Consider the following 17,655-nt stretch of genomic DNA (forward strand, 5'->3'; position numbering starts at 1 on the left):
ACCTTGAATACGCTCACAGCTGGCTCTACTCCGGTGATCACCGACAGTGCTGATTACGACGGTGATGGTGTGATGACGGTGTACGACACCAGCCTTGAATACAGCAAGATAGCAACCCCGGCGACCGGTGCGGGTAACGGCTCGCCGTTTACCGCCGATGTCGACATTATTGTCGGCAGCAGTGTGCTTACTGACACCGACGGCATATGCTATCAATCCAGTTATCCAAACGGGTGTGAAAGCTTTACTATTCCCTCTGTTCAGGGCAGTGAAATGCGCTATGGCAGACTGCGCCTGGAAAACAGCTTTGGTCCGGAAACTGAAACACTGCGTTTACCGGTCATTGCTGAATACTTCAACAATGGTAACTGGCTGGTGAATACCGACGACAGTTGCACTGCAGTTGCTTTCACCCAAAGCAGTGGGCAAATCACGCTTGAAAATACCTCTACCGGCAATGATGAACAGGATTTAACAGGCTTACTGTCGGGCATTGCAGGAAGTGGCACCCTCACAAATGGCGAAAGCGAAAATGGTGTTATTGCGGTAGGCCCGGCTATGTCCAACGGTGTAGCCGTACGCGGTTCAGTGCGCATTAGACTGGACCCGGCTGCGCCAGGGGCTAATTGGGCGAATCACCTGAATATAGACTGGGACGGCGACGGCGACATCGATGCAGATGACAGTCCGTCGGCAGACTTATTCTTCGGCATCTACCGTGGCAACGACCGTACAATTCATATGCGCGAAGGCTTTTAATCCGGAAGTTTCGCGCTTACTCCTACGTATTTTCTCTTTCTGAGCAAGCTTCAATCGAAGAAATGAGAGCAAGACGCACTTAAATTGAACAAATATCGTACTTTCATGGTCAACAACGCTTAAGATATTTTTTCTTTAATGGGGGCAGTTTACTTGCTCAAAATAGCCCCCATTGTTAAAGTGTGCGCAACGTTATCAGTTTACGTCTGACCGCCGTCTTCCCGCACCTTACGGTGTTAATTCAGGCGTATATTACAGGAAATACCACTACATGTTTAAGAAGCTGCGAGGCATGTTCTCTAACGATCTGTCCATCGACCTCGGAACAGCCAATACGCTGATCTATGTAAAGGATCAGGGGATCGTACTGAACGAACCTTCCGTTGTTGCCATTCGCCAGGAGCGAGCCGCAGGACCAAAAAGTGTCGCTGCCGTGGGCGCGGAAGCAAAACGTATGCTTGGTCGGACACCAGGTAACATCCGGGCTATCCGCCCAATGAAAGACGGTGTGATTGCCGACTTCTACGTTACCGAAAAAATGTTACAGCATTTTATCAAGCAAGTTCACGACAATAACTTTTTACGTCCCAGCCCTCGTGTGCTGGTATGTGTACCTTGTGGTTCAACCCAGGTTGAACGCCGGGCAATTAAAGAATCTGCGCTGGGCGCAGGGGCTCGCGAGGTATATTTGATCGACGAACCAATGGCAGCGGCAATTGGTGCCGGATTGCCGGTATCGGAAGCAACCGGCTCCATGGTTGTTGATATCGGTGGTGGTACTACCGAAGTGGCTATTATCTCATTGAATGGCGTGGTGTATTCATCGTCAGTTCGCATTGGTGGTGATAAATTCGACGAAGCCATTATTAACTACATTCGCCGTAACTTTGGTTCACTGATCGGTGAAGCAACGGCTGAGCGCATTAAGCATGAAATCGGTGCAGCGTATCCGGGCGAAGAAGTTCGTGAAATCGAAGTGCGTGGTCGTAACCTCGCTGAAGGTGTGCCGCGTGGCTTTATTCTGAACTCCAATGAAATTCTGGAAGCCCTGCAAGAGCCGCTGACCGGTATCGTGTCTGCGGTAATGGTTGCACTGGAACAATCTCCACCAGAGTTGGCATCAGACATTTCAGAGCGCGGTATGGTACTCACCGGTGGTGGTGCATTGCTGAAAGATTTGGATCGCTTGTTAATGGAAGAAACCGGTATTCCGGTGGTCATTGCTGACGACCCGTTAACCTGCGTGGCTCGTGGCGGGGGTAAAGCCTTCGACATGATTGACATGCACGGCGGCGACCTTTTTAGTTACGAATAAACGAACAAGGCAACCTCCACAGGTTGCCTTGCTGTTTTATGGATACCATATTTACCCGCGGTCCCTCACTGAATAACCGGCTGGCATTGGCGTTAACCATGTCGGTGGTTTTGATGTTTCTGGACTTCAGGCTCGACGCTTTTTCCTCTTCCCGCGTTTTTCTGAACTCGCTGATGAGCCCAATCCAGTACCTGGCGAACCTGCCGGGCCAATTACTCGATGTCAGCGCTCAGCGTTTAACCTCTCGCCAGGCTCTCATTGCCGAAAATGAGCAACTGACTAACCGTTTGTTATTAATGAGCGAAAAGCTCCAACGATTTGAAGTCCTGGAACGCGAAAATGCGCAGTTGCGCAGGTTGCTTGACGCGCCGGTAAGGCAAGACATGCGCAAAATGGTGGCGGAGCTGATGGCGGTAGACAATACCCCATATAGTCAGCAAATCGTGATTAACAAAGGTGCTATCGACGGCGTGTTTTTGGGGCAGGCCATTCTGGACGAACGCGGTATTGTGGGACAGGTTATGGAGGTCGGGACGACCAACAGCCGGGTACTGCTAATCAGCGATGTCACGCACTCTATTCCAGTACGCTCAGTGAGAAACAATGCACGATTTATTGCCAGCGGCGGTGGGGTTATTGACGAATTGTTCCTGGAGCATGTTGCGCATAGTACCGATGTGGAAGTTGGCGATGTATTGGTATCGTCCGGATTAGGTGATGTGTTTCCGGAGGGCTATCCCGTGGCAGAAGTGACAGAAGTGGTACGCGACGAATCGCGTCCGTTTGCACAGGTAACGGTGTTGCCACTGGCACGTTTGAACCGGCTGAAATACCTACTGATACTGTGGCCAAATGGTGCAGAGAACGAAGAGGATAGCAGCGCAGTGGAGAAGGCCAGTGATTAAGGTTCGCCACTACACCATTGCTATCAGCGTTATTATCGCTATGGTGTGCCAGATTATTCCGGTGCCGATTCAGGTGGATATGTACCGACCTGATTGGGTGCTTATCGTCCTGGCCTACTGGGTAATGGCCTTGCCGCATCGAGCCAATGTGGGTGTGGCATTTATTAGCGGCCTGGCAATGGATATTTTGCTTGGCACGGCGTTAGGTGTGCACAGTTTTGCCCTGAGCGTGTCTATTTACGTGCTGGCGGCAAATTACCAGCGCCTGCGAAATTACTCGGTTTGGCAACAGGCTGTGATCATTGGCGTAGTAAGCGGGCTGTACCATTCACTGCTATTCTGGTTATTGAGACTGCTCACCGATGTCACATTCCGGTTTGAGGAACTGTGGCCGGTGTTAACGTCAATGGCTCTGTGGCCCTGGATGTTCTGGCTACTGCGAAAAATAAGACGTCAGCTAAGGATTACCTGATGCAAACTAGAACCTTAATGCTTGCGTCGGCCTCGCCCCGACGCGCCGAACTATTGAGCCAGATTGGGGTCGAATTTATTCAGCAGCCCGTGGATTTGGACGAAACAGCCCTGACCAATGAGCCGCCAAAAGCACAGGTGTTGCGCTTAGCCGCCGAAAAAGCCAATGCGGCCTGGCTGCAAGTCGAAGGGACAGCGCAAGTGGTACTGGCTTCAGACACCATGGTGGTATTGGAGAATCAGGCGCTGGGCAAGCCCCGTAATGCAGAGCACGCGCGTAGCATGTTGCAATCCCTGAGTGGCCGGCAGCATGAGGTCATGACCTCTGTCAGTGTCAGAGATGCAACCCGTCAAAAGACACTGTGCGTGGTCACGCAAGTCGTATTCGGTCCTTTAACCGCGGCACAAATCGACGACTACTGGGCAACGGGTGAACCAGCAGATAAAGCCGGTGCCTACGGTATTCAGGGAATTGGCGGGCAATTTGTTAAGTCAATCAACGGAAGTTATAGTGCGGTAGTAGGGTTGCCATTATATGAAACCGTACAATTGCTCAAAGAATTTGAGGTGATGTCATGAGTGCAGAATTATTGATTAACGTTACGCCGTCGGAGTCGCGGGTGGCGCTAATTGAAAATGGTATTCTGCAGGAAGTTCATGTTGAACGCCATACCAAGCGCGGGCTGGTGGGCAATATCTATCGCGGTAAAGTAAGCCGGGTGTTGCCTGGTATGCAGGCTGCATTTGTAGATATCGGACTAGAGAAAGCCGCGTTTTTGCATGCCTCAGATATCGTGATCCACAACGAAGTGGTAGGCGAAGTCTCTACCAGCCATATTGAAAAGCACGATATCCGTGATTTGGTCCGTGATGGGCAGGATATCGTAGTACAAGTCGTCAAGGATCCCATTGGAACCAAGGGCGCCAGGCTCACTACCGACATTACTATTCCGTCTCGTTATCTGGTCTTTATGCCCAGCGTGACCCACGTGGGTGTGTCTCAGCGCATCGAGGATGAAGCTGAGCGCGAGCGCCTAAAAGAGCTGGTTTCCGCGTTTTGTGATGAAGACGGCGGCTTTATACTCCGTACTGCGGCAGAAGGGGTGAGTCACCCTGAAGTGGCAGCAGATGCTGACTTTCTGCGCCGTTTGTGGAGCAAAATTCAGCAGCGCCTGAAGCGCCGTAAGTCTCATGTCCTGTACGAAGATTTGCCATTAGCTCGACGCGTGTTACGTGATTTCGTCGGCACTGAACTGGACCGTATTCGAATCGACTCCAAGCTGTCTTATCAGGAACTGTCGCAGTTCACCAAAGAATATGTGCCAGAGATGAACCGCAAGCTGGAGTATTACCCGGGCGACCGGCCTATCTTCGATTTGTACGACGTTGAAAACGAAGTGCAGCGCGCACTGGAGCGTAGGGTAGATCTTAAATCAGGTGGTTATCTGATCATCGACCAAACCGAAGCCATGACCACCATTGATATTAATACCGGGGCGTTTGTAGGACATCGCAATCTGGAAGAGACCATCTTTAATACCAATGTGGAAGCGACTCAGGCTATCGCTCGCCAACTCAGGTTGCGCAACCTGGGCGGGATGATCCTGATCGATTTTATCGACATGACGGACAACGATCACAAACGCCGGGTGCTGAATAGCTTGGAAACCGCCATGGCCAAAGACCGGGCTAAAGTGAATATTCACGGCTTTACGTCGTTGGGGCTGGTGGAAATGACGCGCAAACGCACCCGCGAAAGCCTTGAGCATATTTTGTGTGGTGAATGCCCGGTGTGTAAAGGGCGCGGCTCCGTGAAAACGCTGGAAACTATCTGCTTTGAAATCATGCGTGAAATTGTGCGGGTCAACCGCGCCTACGATGCAGACAAGTTCGTTGTATATGCGTCTCCTTCCGTAGCGGATTACTTGCTGGGAGAGGAATCTCACATGTTGGCAGAACTGGAAGTCTTTGTTTCAAAACAAATCAAAGTACAAACTGAAACAATGTACAACCAGGATAAGTACGATGTGGTAATGATGTGAACCGCGTTCTGTCTGTTTCCGCTTATCTTGTAAGGAAACTTTGGCTGTTATGTGCCATTGTACTGGTGCTGTTTGCTGTTTTACTGAGTGTACTGCGTTACACCCTTCCCTATCTCGATGAAGAAAAGCATCTCATCGAGGATTACCTGAGCGCCCAATACGGCATTAATCTCACCATCGACAGTCTTTCCGCCGCCTGGCAGGGCACCGGCCCAAGTATTGTACTCAATGGCGTTGAGTTTACTCAGAACGACCTGTCACCGGTTGAACTGCGCGTCCAGCAAGTTTACGTAGAAGTGGATTTCTGGCAATCCATTCAGCAACGAGAGCTGTCATCCAAACGCTTTGATCTGGTGGGATTGGCTGCCAAAATTGATACCCAGCGCATGGAGTCTGGTGATGCCGGAGACTTCCCGATTGTTGAGGCTTTGCGCAGCCTGTTTTTAGATCAGTTGCAGAGCTTTTCGCTGCTGCATGGCGAGGTCAGGCTGGTCACAGCAAACGACGAACAAGTGGTCGAGCTTTCGCAGCTGGTGTGGGTTAACCGTGATGAGCGACACCAGGGACGCGGAGAAATCCGGGTTCAGGAGCTGGCGAACAACTCGGCGTCCTTCATACTTGATTTGTATGGCGATAAATCCTCACTGCAAGGCACCTTATACGCTAAGGGTGAGGCGCTGGACATTTCTCCGTGGGTAAGCGCATTGTTACCCACGCGTTCGCCAGTTGAAGAAAGCCGCGGTAATTTTGAATTTTGGGCATCACTAAACGACAATCAGGTGACAGCGGTACAGGTTGACTTTGATGACAGCGATATTGCCTGGCGTATTGCTGAGGACGCGTCACTGCAAAGCCATATTCGCGGCGGCACTGTGCAGGCCGTCCCGGTCGATGACGGCTGGTCGATTCGGGTTGACCAACTGGTGCTGCAGTCCGGTAAACACACGCTGGTTACCGACCTGGTTGGCAAAGCCGACAATAACGGCAACGTGTTAATCAATACCGTGAAACCACTGACGTTGTCGCCATTGTTGTCACTGGCGCCGCTGTTTATCGCTGGTGACGGAGGTTCGCTAATCAACCGACTTCAGCCTGAAGCTGAGCTGGCCACATTGCAATTACAATGGCAGGACAAACAGTTTTCTGCCGCTGCCAAGGTATTTGATATGCAGTGGCAGCAAAGTGGACACGTACCCGGGCTCAATGCGCTGGATGCAGAGTTTTTCTGGTATCAGGACCACGGCGTACTGGAGCTTGATGCAGCAGATGTGGCCTTCTCCGTAGATAATTTACTGCCGCAGGACATAGATCTGGCGTCGGTGAAAGGGCGGGCTTATCTTTTTGCCGATAACAACAAAGACTGGCAGTTGTGGATAGACAAACTGGCCGTCGATGGCGAATTAGTGAGTTTCGAGCAGTCATTGCGCTACCAGTTTGCCAACAAACATTTATCTACCGTACTGAATGTCAGCAAAATGCCGCTCAGCAAAGTACCACAGTTATTCCCGGCTGATTATATGGGTAAAGGTACGGTTAGCTATCTGAATCGCGCCTTTAGCGGAGCCGGAGAAGTAGAACAGGCCACAGTGATATGGCATGGAGCGGTAGATGCTTTCCCGTTCAGGCAAAATGAGGGCATCTTTCAGGCTCAGGTTGCTATTAAAGACGCTGAATTTACGTTTTCGCGCCAGTGGCCCGCACTCACTGAATTAAGCATGGACTTGCTGTTCGAAAACGAGTCGCTCTACATGAGCAGTGACTCAAGCCAATTGCAAGCCATTCAACTGAGCAACCTGCAGGCGAAAATTCCCCGACTGGCCGGTTCGTCGGTATTGTCTATAGATGCTAACGGCTTAGGTACCGGCGAAGCCGTTGGACAATTGATGCAGGCCTCCAGCATGCAAGACTCCCTGGGCAAAGTATTGACCCGGGATGTAGTGGTAGATGGTCCGCTGAGCGCTCGCTTGCATCTGGATATCCCGTTAAACGGCGAACAGGTGTCGGCGTCAGGTGTTGCAACCCTGAATAATAATCAGGTGACAGTAACAAGCCTGGATTTGGTGTTTGCAAACGTGCAAGGCGATATAGCGTTCGACAATGCCAATATTTCTTTGGAAGGGGTAACGGCAGACTTAACTGACCAACCTGTTACTATTCAGCTTACGGGCAGCCAGTTGAGCGATGAATACCTGCTGGATATGCATCTGGCCGGCAACTGGGCCACGCAACCCTTGATTGAGCGATTTAATCCCGCTTTTAACGCTTACCTCTCCGGGCGCAGTAACTGGCAAACTGATGTATCGGTTTCCCTCAAAAAAGACGGGTTCCAGTATCACGCCACATTAAACAGTGATTTGCATGGCGTAGACTCTCGCCTGCCACTGCCGTTTAATAAATTATCGACCGATTTGATGCCATTAATGGTGCTGGCTGACGGCAACGAACAAGCGACCAATGTCAGTGTGAACATTGGCAGTGACGTGCGATTTAACGGTGTCCTCCCTCACGCTGAAAAGCAGTTTTCCCGTGCGCATTTGGCGTTAGGCGACAGTGACTTTGTCGGGCTGGGCGTCGGCTTCAGTATCTCAGCCGATCTGGAAAAGGTGGAAGTCGCCGATTGGTACAAGGCCATTGAATTGTTGGTAGGCGGTTTTTCGCCGTCTTCGGACGCGGGGCAAACTGCACGCAAACCATACTTCTCTGTGCCCGAACGCATTTTTATTGAAGCGGAAAATCTGGTGGTGTTCGACCAGACATTGACAGGTGTCGATATCACTGCAAAGCAACAAAACAACAACTGGCTGCTGGATGTCTCCTCGTCACAAGCAAAAGCGGAAGTAAGACTTTATGACGCCTGGCTGGAGCAGGGTATAGATATAAACGCCGACTTTATTCGCCTGACAGAGTGGCAAGGTAAAAACACAGAAGAGACCGTTAAGCACAACTATAAACCCGCTGATTTGCCGCCCATTCGTTTTCATTGTGGTAACTGTGTGCTCCTCGACAAAGACTTTGGTGAAGTCGATGTTGAGGTGGTCAGGCTCGATGATGGTATGCGGATCAAGCAGTTAAGTGCCAAGAATACTTACGGCGCCATTCAGGCATCAGGTGCTTGGTTGACTCAGGGCAATGCCGAGAGCACCCGTATTGAAGGTAAAGTTAACAGCCGGGATGTGGGGGCCTTTCTGTCTTTGATGGGGGTAAATTCCGGCATCAAGGATTCAGCTGCCGATGTGACCTTTATTCTGGACTGGCAGGACTCACCGTTTAACTTTTCAATGGCATCGCTGAACGGCAATATTGAAACCCAGCTAACCGATGGTTATCTCACGCAGGTAAGCGACAAAGGCTCGCGGATTTTTACCTTGTTTAGCCTAAACTCACTGGTGCGTAAACTGAGTCTGGATTTTCGGGATGTGTTTGCTAAAGGGTTCTTTTACGACGACATTCAGGGTAGCTTCCAAATTGTCGACGGGGTGGCCAATACCAATGACACCGTCGTTGATGGCGGCGCCGGCGAAATCGAAATTACCGGTTATACCAATCTGGCTGAGCAGACCCTGAATTACAATGTCAGTTTTGCGCCAAACGTCACGGGCAACCTGCCGTTTTTAGTCTATTTTATGGTGAATCCGCCCACCGCATTGGCGGCGCTGGCATTAGATCAGGTATTGACCTCGGCGAAAGTGATCTCTAATGTTAATTATCATATCACTGGCACAATTGACGAGCCGGTGTTAGAGGAAGTTGGCCGCGACAGCAAAGATATTGCACTGCCAGCTCAGCAGGTGCCTGCCGAGCAGCAAGCGCCCACACCAACAGAATCTGATTCCCCGGCCATCGTACCCAAGGACATCAATGACGCAGACAGTTAATCTTGTTGCGCTGCAAATGACATCCGGCCCGGATGTAACGGAAAATTTAGACGTTGTGGCGACACAACTTGCTCAAGCCAACTTGCCTGCAAACAGTCTGGTGGTACTGCCGGAGTGTTTTGCCTGTTTTGGTACCCGTGACGGACACTTACTGACGGTAGCTGAGTCGGAAGGCAAGGGCCCGATTCAGGCGCGGTTGAAGGCGCTGGCCAAAGAGTTCAACTGTTACATTGTGAGTGGCACGCTGCCCATACAATGTGACAATCCGCAAAAGTTTACCGCGTCCAGTTTGCTTATTAGCCCGGAAGGCGAGCAGTTGGCGCATTATCAGAAAATTCATTTGTTTGATGTGTCGGTAGCAGACAATACCCGTTCGTATCTGGAGTCCAAATACACACAAGCGGGCACGCAGGTAGTCGTGGCAGATACGCCAATTGGCCGCATTGGTATGGCAGTGTGTTACGACGTGCGTTTCCCCGGCTTATTCGATGCGATGGACGAGATAGACATTCTGGTGCTGCCTGCTGCGTTCACGCAGGTCACTGGCGCTGCGCACTGGCATACCCTGTTGGGAGCCAGAGCCGTAGAGAAACAGTGCTTCGTGGTGGCGGCTAACCAAACCGGCGTGCATCAAAACGGCCGGGAAACTTACGGGCACAGCCTTATTTTGTCGCCATGGGGCGAGCTTCTGGCACAACGTGCTACAATGCCAGGAGTAGTTCAGCAATCCGTGTCACTGGCCGAACTGGGTAAATATCGCCAGTCTATGCCACTGTCACAACACAATCGATTCAGGAGTCATTTTGACAAATCAAGTTGAAACGCATTTACTCGGTGATTCGGGACTGACCCGACAAAGCCTGGATTCAGCGCTGGCGTCTATTTACACGCATCAAACCGACTATGCCGATTTGTATTTTCAGTCCAGCCAGCACGAAAGCTGGGTGATGGAAGACGGCATCATTAAAGAAGGCAGTTTTAACGTTGAGCGCGGTGTCGGAGTGCGGGCGATTAGCGGTGAAAAAACCGGTTTTGCCTATTCAGATGAAATCAGCCAGGACGCTATTTTAAAAGCCTGTGGCGCGGCGCGAAGCATTGCGCCACAAGGTGGTACATTGAAAGTGGCGGCGTTAAGTGACGTGGCAACCACGTCCCGCTACGCCAGCGATAACCCGATTCAGGCCATGGCTGAGGCAGAAAAAATTGCCCTGCTCAAAGCCGTCGATGCCTATATTCGTCAACAAGACACCAACATTAGCCAGGTCGTAGTCTCGCTGAGTGGTGTGTACGAAGAAGTACTGATCGCAGGCAGTGACGGTACCTTTGCAACCGATATTCGCCCACTCGTGCGTTTAAATTGCTCGGTATTGCTGGAAAAAGGCGACCGCAGAGAGCGCGGCAGTGCCGGGGCGGGTGGTCGTCATACTTATTCCTTCTTCACTCAGCAGGAAGACGGTAGACCTTATTATGAAAAGCTGGCTGACGAAGCACTGCACATGGCCAGAGTGAATATGGAAGCCATTGCCTCACCTGCTGGCTTAATGCCAGTGGTGTTAGGGAATGGTTGGCCAGGCGTACTGCTACACGAAGCGGTGGGACACGGTCTGGAAGGTGACTTTAACCGCAAAGGCGCGTCTACGTTCAGTGGTCGCATGGGTAAACAGGTTGCTGCGAAAGGCGTTACCGTTGTTGATGATGGCACACTGGATAATCGTCGTGGTTCACTGACTGTCGATGATGAAGGCACCCCAACTGCACATAACGTGTTAATTGAAGACGGTATCCTGACTGGCTACATGCAAGACAAAATGAATGCGCGCCTGATGGGGGTTAAACCTACCGGTAACGGGCGTCGCGAATCCTATGCGCATTTACCTATGCCGCGTATGACCAACACCTACATGTTAGGGGGCCAATACAGCCCGGAAGAGATCATTGCTACCATCGATAAAGGCATTTATGCACCTAACTTTGCCGGCGGTCAGGTCGACATTACCTCGGGTAAATTTGTGTTCTCCAGTGCCGAAGCCTATTTGATTGAAAATGGTAAAATTACTGCACCAATCAAAGGCGCTACGCTGATAGGTAATGGCCCTGAAGTTATGCAGAAAATCTCAATGATTGGCAACGACGTCGCACTTGATCGCGGTGTTGGTGTGTGCGGTAAGGATGGGCAGAGTGTACCGGTTGGCGTTGGGCAACCCACACTGAAAATTGATGAATTAACAGTGGGCGGCACGTCTTAACGTATCCGCCCGACTAAGCCTGAATCACAGGTTTATTCAACAATTGCGCCTTTGAGGTATTGGAACAATTCCCGGTACGCCTTAGGCGGTTTATTGTTGCTGCGCTCTTTAACGATAGCACGATGAAACTGACGCAGTTTCTGACGCTCTAGCTGAGGGTAGTCACTGAGCAGTGGCTCAATAGCAGAATCGCCCTGGTCGGCAATAGCATCACGGGCTTTTTCCAGTTTGTGGAACAGCGCGTTGTGTTCATTGTGCTGATGCTGCAGTTTAGCCAGAGCGGTTTCAATTGGCTCCAGCTCGCGACTACGCATTAATTTGCCTATGAATTGTAGCTGGCGGCGAAAACCGTCTTTCTTGCGATTGATTCGGCGGGCCAGTGTTACGGCATCACCCAGCTCTTCATCCAGCGGGATGGTCTTGAGGTGGGCGTCAGACAAATTAACCAGTTGCTCGCCAATTTCTTGTTGGTGAGCAGACTGACGTTTGAGTTCGGATTTACTGACGGGCTCGTCAAAATCAGGATAGTCGTCGTTGCTATCCCAGTTTTCGTCATCGTATTGACTCGGGTCGGTCATGGGACTCTCGTGTTAAACTAAATAATAGTAAATTGTAGCCCATGAACAATGGACATTTATAGCGAAACTTCTATGCAAATCGAACAACAACTCGCAGAAATTCAATCAAAAGTTGCTGACGTACTCAGTTTGGCACTAAAAAAAGGTGCCACACAGGCTGAAGCCAGTATGTCGAAGGTGGAAGGCATTGCAGTGTCGTCCCGTATGCGCGAAGTGGAAAATATTGAGTTCACCAACGATGGTGGACTGGGGATCAGCGTGTATGTGGGCAAACATAAAGGCAGCGCATCTACCGCTGACCTTAGTCCGTCTGCACTTGCACTGGCAGTGGAAAAAGCGGTAGATATTGCTCGCTATACCAGCGAAGACCCGTGTACCGGTTTGGCCGACGCAGAGCTGATGGCAACGGAGTTCCCTGACCTGGAGTTGTACCATCCGATCCCGCTGGACCCTCAAAAAGCCATCGAAACCGCGGTACGTGCTGAATCAGCTGCACTGGATTACGATCCTCGGATAACCAATACCGACGGTGCCAGTTACAACGCGAATATCGGTATGCGCGTGTACGGCAATACGCATGGTATTAATGCTGGCTACACAAGTAGCCGGTATAGTCTGAGTTGTATGGTGATTGGCAGCGAAGGCGAAGATATGCAGCGTGACTACGCCTACACGGTGAGTCGTAACGCGAGCCTGTTAGACAGCCCTGAGAGTGTGGGTCGCGAGGCGGCAAAAGCAACGGTTGAACGCCTTGGTGCACAGAAAATCAAGACGGCCACAGTGCCAGTACTTATCGATAAACAAATTGCAGCCGGCTTGTTCGGACATTATGTTGGTGCAATTAGCGGAGGGTCACTGTATCGCCGTTCCTCGTTTTTATTAGATAAACTGGGTAGTCAGGTTTTCCCTGAGTGGTTGAATATTGTTGAGCGGCCCCATTTGAAAGGCGGACTGGCAAGCAGCAACTTTGATAATGAGGGCGTGGCGACTCGCGATCTGAATGTGGTTGAACAAGGCCGCCTGTCTACGTATCTGTATACCAGTTACTCGGCGCGTAAACTCAATACGGTGTCGACCGGGCACGCTGGTGGTATCCACAACTGGGTGGTAGGTAATTCCGGACAAAGTGACGCTGAATTACTGAAAACCATGGGTACTGGCCTGTGGGTCACTGAACTCATGGGGCAGGGCGTGAACATCGTCACCGGAGATTACTCTCGCGGTGCTGCCGGGTTCTGGGTAGAAAACGGCATTGTGCAATATCCGGTTCACGAGATTACTATTGCAGGTTCGCTGCAGGATATGTATGCCAACATCGTCGCAATTGGTGCTGAACAGGATTGCCGCGGTAGCGTAAGCACGGGCTCGGTTTTGCTTGAAAAAATGATGATAGCTGGCGCGTAGTGAAATATCAGGTTTGACCTGTCAGGTTTTTTATCACTTTTGAGAGGAAGACTTTACAGTCACCAAATTTCCTTATGTATTTCATGTGGTTATTTTTTGGTTCGATCTTTGCTTGGATCGCGGTAAGAATGGAACAGGGTACAGAACATTGAAAAGGTTCAATCAATTAATTGCGTCGTTGGCCGTCTGCGTGTCTATGAGCGCAGTTGCGTCTGTTGAGAATGTAGGGACTTATAACCTCATTTTGAAAAACGACCTGAATACCAGCAGTGATATTGAAGGCCGCATTATGATCGGTGGTAACATCGACATGGCAGGCAAATCACTGGACGTAGCCAGCAGAATCGCTGCTGATCCGGTTGTAGACGCGGTAACGGTTGTTGGTGATATCACTGCAAACGATGTGAAAACGCAGAACGGCAACATTGTTTACGGTGGAAATATTGGTAGCACAAACCTGATTCTGAATGGCAGCGGCTCAGTGAGCCAGCAAAGCCAAACCACCTTGCAAAATCAGTTTGATGCGATTTATCAAAGCGTTATCGACGACAGTAACTATTACAAAACCTTAGCTGCAAACGGTACTTTCAATACCTCAGACATGAACAATCTGAAGTTTGAATCTACCAGTAGCGACGACCTGTTGGTGTTCAACATCAATGGTACTGATTTGTTAAACGGCAGCTTTAGTTTTGGTTTTACACCTACGGTCCCCATTATCATTAACGTTGCGGGAACGGGTGCATTAAACCTGAACTCTAAAGCGTTTGGTAACTTTACCAAGCAGGTTGCGTCTTTGGTGCTGTGGAATTTCTTCGACTACACGTCGATTGGTTTTAATGGCGACGGTTGGAACGGTTCAGTGCTCGCACCGAACGCAGACATTACCAGTGGCACAGGTAGCCTGGACGGTGGTTTTGCTGCCTTGTCGTATACCGGCACGGTAGAGTTACACAATCAGCTGTTTACTTACGAACCGCCGGGTGAAACACCTGGAGTCGATGTGCCGGCACCCCCGGTATTTTTCCTGCTGTTTGGTGGGCTGATTGCAACAATGGCGCTTAGACGCCGCTCATAATGTTGTTATACACTTTGTAACGAAAAGGCTGGAATTCCAGCCTTTTTGCATTGTGCTAAACATAATATCATTGCAGCTACACTGCTTGCTTTACAGGATGTTAAATTGCCGTTTTATTCTCTCAATGCGCTATTCAGGTTGCAGGGCACTTCGCCTGCGATAATGCTGTTCGTAAACTTGTTGGCGGCTGTCCTGCTGTGTGGTCCTGCTAAAGCCCAACAAAGCAATGAAACCTCCTCCATAGAATGTGAAAAAGCGGAATACAGTTATGAGCAGGGCGATCCTGATACGGCCTTAGTCCACTTAAAACGCTGTCAGCGAGCAATGCCTGACTTTTTGCCTGCCGTTGCATTGCTAGGGAAGATTCAGAGCAAACACGGCGCCTATTCACAGGCCGTGGTAACTTTCAATAGTGCGCGTAAACGCGGGGCCGATGCCTCTTTGTTTGCTCGAGAATGGGCAGATGCATTGTTAGCTACGCGCAATTACCAGACCATTTATGAATTTGATGAATATACACAGTTCCCCGTAGAGCAGCAGGCATATTGGTTATTGGCCAGGGCTGAGGCTTGTTCCGCACTGGGAGAAGAACGCTGCGCCAAAGAGAGTTACCTGCAACGTGGCCTGCTGGTTGATGATATCGAGCAACCTTTGGGGCTGGCGGGAATTGCGATTAAGGCCAGGAACTGGAAAGAAGCCAACCGCTATTTACAAAGAGCACGTTTGATTGACGATAACGATATTCGGGTATGGCTGGCACTTGCACAGGCAAGTCAGGGGCAAAACAACAACGCCCAGGCACTGGAATATGCTAACCACGCACTTGCCATAAACCCTGAACATCCGCTGGTTCTGCGAATACTGGCCGATTTGTATTTAGCGGGCAACAACACCCAGCGTGCACTCACAATGGTTGAATCCATACTGGCGCAATCACCGCAAGATCCTTACGCGCTGTTAGTCAGCAATAGCCTGGTTGCCAACACTGAAAATGCGTTGGCTCTGCAGGCTGTAAAGGCACAAATTGAGAAGCTCAGCGTGAGTTTGACAGAATCGCCCTCAGAATTAATATTTCTGCGCGGACTGATTGCATATCAGGAAGGCGCATTCGAAACGGCCCTGTCTGAGTTTTCACACTTGTATAAACAGAAAGCCTATTTCCCGCAAACCATAGTGTTATTGGCAAAAGCTCAGCAGCAGTTGGGTCAGCGAGCTGAAGCGATAAAAGTACTGGAAGCCAACCAGGAGTTGTTGCTGAATGAAGCGCCAACTGCTTATGCCATGATGATCGAACTGTTTATTGAGCAAGGCACCATATTTAAAGCACTGGGCAGTTGGCAAACCTTTGTTTTCAGCTACCCCGAACGGCTTGATGCCAAACTACTGGAAGTTAAAATTCTGCTCGGCAGAGGGTTGTTGGCCAGAGGCGCTGAAAAGCTGACTGCGCTGCGCGAACAATACCCCGAGTCAGTAGAGGTACAAACGGTTTTTGCTGTTGTCATGGCCCGCACCAATCAGCCTGAACAAGCACTACTGGCTGTAGACAGCTTATTGAAACGTGAGCCGGATAATGCCTATTTACTGAATTTTAAAGGGGCATTGCACCTAATGCTCAAGCAGTTTGAAGAAGCATCGCAGGCTCTGGATAAAGCACTCTCTATCTCAGACGAGCTAACGCCGGCAAAAGTGAATCGCATTTGGCTTACTCATCAGCAGGGTAATACCGAGCAGGCAGTGAACGATGCCAGGGAGTTGTCCAGCAAGTTTCCAAGGGGTTTATCGGTAGGGCAGCTATACGCTGGATTGTTGCTGTCGTCCGGGCAGTCCGGACAAGCTTTGAACCAGTATCTACGGCTATTGAAACTCGACGACTCTCAGCAAAATGTGTTGGAAGCCCTGGTCGCGCTGCGCATTCAGAGTAACAACATTAGCGCAGCAATACAGAGCCTGTCGCGCCTGATCGAACTCGAATACAACACTACGCAAAATCTATTGCGACGTGCGCAGTTGAACCATGCGTTAGGGGATGTGAAAAAAGCAGAGAACGACCTGAAAAAAGCCGCTTTGCTTGCTAACAATGAGCCCTTACTGTTGATAGCAACGGCGAACGCCGCTTTGCAAATTGGGAATCAACGACTCGCAATACAAAGTTTGCATCGGGCAAGAGAGCTCATGCCTGGTGATTTATTGGCAGGTGTTAAGCTTGCCGAGGTTTTCCTGAATACTGATCAACCTGGCGAGGCCGAAGTGGTGTTGGGGCAATTAGTCAGCGACCATCCTGGTCAGGCCGATGTCTGGCTACTTAAAGGTCGCCTGGCTGAGCAATCCGGTGATCTCAGGTTAGCCAGAACACACTATTACAAGGCGCTGTCGCTGAACAGTAGCTATGATCTGGTTTATGCCAAGCTCTACACGCTGACCCACTATGGCATCGGGGTCAAAGAGTTTGAGCAAACCCTGTCCCGTCGGGTGGCGGAGCAACCTGACCTGGTGTTTACACGGAATTTGTTGGCGCAGTTTTATTATTATCAACAGCAGTTCGAGTTAGCCGCCAAACACTATGTGTATTTATATGAGAACTTGCTGTCTGAAGATAAGAAACCGGCATTTGCACGCCGACTGGCACAAGCTTACTTTCACTTTGATATAACCAAAGGCATTGAGTATACCAATATAGCGGCTCAGAGCATGCCTGATGACCCTTATGTGAAATCATTGGCTGGTTGGTCGTTAACCTTGCAAAATCTCCCTCAGGACGCTGTGAAGCTGCTTAGAGAGGCGCATACTTTGGATGGAAACAACCTGGATACCGGGTATTTTCTGGCTTATACCCTGAGTCAGCTGGGACTTAACAACGAAGCGTTGCAGGTAGTGTCGCAATTATTAGACAAGCAAACCGGTTTCACCTACCAGAAAGAAGCAAGAGCCCTTGCAGCTCGTTTGAAGAACGCTTCCTGACAGAAACAAAAAACGCCGGGTAGC

12 protein-coding genes and 1 pseudogene are annotated in these 17,655 nt (G+C 50.3%); 12 read left to right on the plus strand and 1 reads right to left on the minus strand.

The window, feature by feature from the left end; all coding sequences use genetic code 11:
- The 9 genes and pseudogenes from AC4MRN_RS02490 to tldD form a co-directional block, all read left to right on the plus strand.
- A pseudogene (locus AC4MRN_RS02490) lies at window positions 1-759 on the plus strand (DUF6701 domain-containing protein); the annotation flags it as partial.
- Between the two features lie 271 nt (window positions 760-1,030).
- On the plus strand, window positions 1,031-2,074 hold the full coding sequence (locus AC4MRN_RS02495) for a rod shape-determining protein (protein WP_073316955.1): 1,044 nt from the start codon (window positions 1,031-1,033) through the stop codon (window positions 2,072-2,074).
- Window positions 2,075-2,112: 38 nt separating this feature from the next.
- A complete protein-coding gene (gene mreC / locus AC4MRN_RS02500) occupies window positions 2,113-2,979 on the plus strand; it encodes a rod shape-determining protein MreC (RefSeq protein ID WP_155016111.1) in 867 nt (288 codons plus the stop codon).
- Window positions 2,975-3,451 (plus strand): rod shape-determining protein MreD, encoded by a 477-nt coding sequence (gene mreD / locus AC4MRN_RS02505; RefSeq protein WP_491202431.1) that lies wholly within the window; start codon window positions 2,975-2,977, stop codon window positions 3,449-3,451. The genes mreC and mreD overlap by 5 nt, the downstream gene beginning before the upstream one ends.
- Window positions 3,451-4,029 carry a Maf family protein gene (locus AC4MRN_RS02510; RefSeq protein ID WP_491202406.1) on the plus strand — a complete coding sequence of 193 codons (579 nt, stop codon included), beginning with the start codon at window positions 3,451-3,453 and terminating at the stop codon, window positions 4,027-4,029. Before mreD ends, AC4MRN_RS02510 begins: the two co-directional genes overlap by 1 nt.
- Window positions 4,026-5,492 (plus strand): ribonuclease G, encoded by a 1,467-nt coding sequence (gene rng, locus AC4MRN_RS02515; protein WP_073316948.1) that lies wholly within the window; start codon window positions 4,026-4,028, stop codon window positions 5,490-5,492. The genes AC4MRN_RS02510 and rng overlap by 4 nt, the downstream gene beginning before the upstream one ends.
- Window positions 5,489-9,367 (plus strand): YhdP family protein, encoded by a 3,879-nt coding sequence (locus AC4MRN_RS02520; RefSeq protein ID WP_491202407.1) that lies wholly within the window; start codon window positions 5,489-5,491, stop codon window positions 9,365-9,367. Before rng ends, AC4MRN_RS02520 begins: the two co-directional genes overlap by 4 nt.
- Window positions 9,351-10,187, plus strand: coding sequence for a carbon-nitrogen hydrolase family protein (locus tag AC4MRN_RS02525; protein WP_487964731.1), 837 nt, complete (start codon window positions 9,351-9,353; stop codon window positions 10,185-10,187). Before AC4MRN_RS02520 ends, AC4MRN_RS02525 begins: the two co-directional genes overlap by 17 nt.
- Window positions 10,171-11,613, plus strand: coding sequence for a metalloprotease TldD (gene tldD, locus AC4MRN_RS02530; protein WP_491054387.1), 1,443 nt, complete (start codon window positions 10,171-10,173; stop codon window positions 11,611-11,613). Before AC4MRN_RS02525 ends, tldD begins: the two co-directional genes overlap by 17 nt.
- Window positions 11,614-11,645: 32 nt before the next feature.
- Here the strand turns inward: tldD and yjgA are convergent, their stop codons facing one another.
- Window positions 11,646-12,191 carry a ribosome biogenesis factor YjgA gene (gene yjgA / locus AC4MRN_RS02535; protein ID WP_491202408.1) on the minus strand — a complete coding sequence of 182 codons (546 nt, stop codon included), beginning with the start codon at window positions 12,189-12,191 and terminating at the stop codon, window positions 11,646-11,648.
- 72 nt (window positions 12,192-12,263) lie between these two features.
- Here yjgA and pmbA point away from each other — a divergent pair, with 72 nt between their 5' ends.
- The 3 genes from pmbA to AC4MRN_RS02550 all read left to right on the plus strand — a co-directional run bounded on the left by pmbA (window position 12,264) and on the right by AC4MRN_RS02550 (window position 17,631).
- Window positions 12,264-13,595 carry a metalloprotease PmbA gene (gene pmbA / locus AC4MRN_RS02540; protein WP_073318579.1) on the plus strand — a complete coding sequence of 444 codons (1,332 nt, stop codon included), beginning with the start codon at window positions 12,264-12,266 and terminating at the stop codon, window positions 13,593-13,595.
- A gap of 196 nt (window positions 13,596-13,791) precedes the next feature.
- Complete coding sequence (locus AC4MRN_RS02545; RefSeq protein ID WP_370242465.1) at window positions 13,792-14,673, plus strand: choice-of-anchor A family protein; 882 nt, start codon at window positions 13,792-13,794, stop codon at window positions 14,671-14,673.
- Window positions 14,674-14,778: 105 nt separating this feature from the next.
- Window positions 14,779-17,631 (plus strand): tetratricopeptide repeat protein, encoded by a 2,853-nt coding sequence (locus AC4MRN_RS02550; protein ID WP_491202409.1) that lies wholly within the window; start codon window positions 14,779-14,781, stop codon window positions 17,629-17,631.
- The last annotated feature ends 24 nt before the right edge of the window (window positions 17,632-17,655 follow it).

The organism is Marisediminitalea sp. (genome assembly GCF_984433645.1).

Coding starts and splice junctions, on each gene's coding strand:
- AC4MRN_RS02495 (WP_073316955.1), top strand. CDS start 1,031: ATGTTTAAGAAGCTGCGAGGCATGTTCTCTAACGATCTGTCCATCGAC.
- AC4MRN_RS02545 (WP_370242465.1), top strand. CDS start 13,792: ATGAGCGCAGTTGCGTCTGTTGAGAATGTAGGGACTTATAACCTCATT.
- AC4MRN_RS02510 (WP_491202406.1), top strand. CDS start 3,451: ATGCAAACTAGAACCTTAATGCTTGCGTCGGCCTCGCCCCGACGCGCC.
- pmbA (WP_073318579.1), top strand. CDS start 12,264: ATGCAAATCGAACAACAACTCGCAGAAATTCAATCAAAAGTTGCTGAC.
- yjgA (WP_491202408.1), bottom strand. CDS start 12,191: ATGACCGACCCGAGTCAATACGATGACGAAAACTGGGATAGCAACGAC.
- mreC (WP_155016111.1), top strand. CDS start 2,113: ATGGATACCATATTTACCCGCGGTCCCTCACTGAATAACCGGCTGGCA.
- AC4MRN_RS02525 (WP_487964731.1), top strand. CDS start 9,351: ATGACGCAGACAGTTAATCTTGTTGCGCTGCAAATGACATCCGGCCCG.
- rng (WP_073316948.1), top strand. CDS start 4,026: ATGAGTGCAGAATTATTGATTAACGTTACGCCGTCGGAGTCGCGGGTG.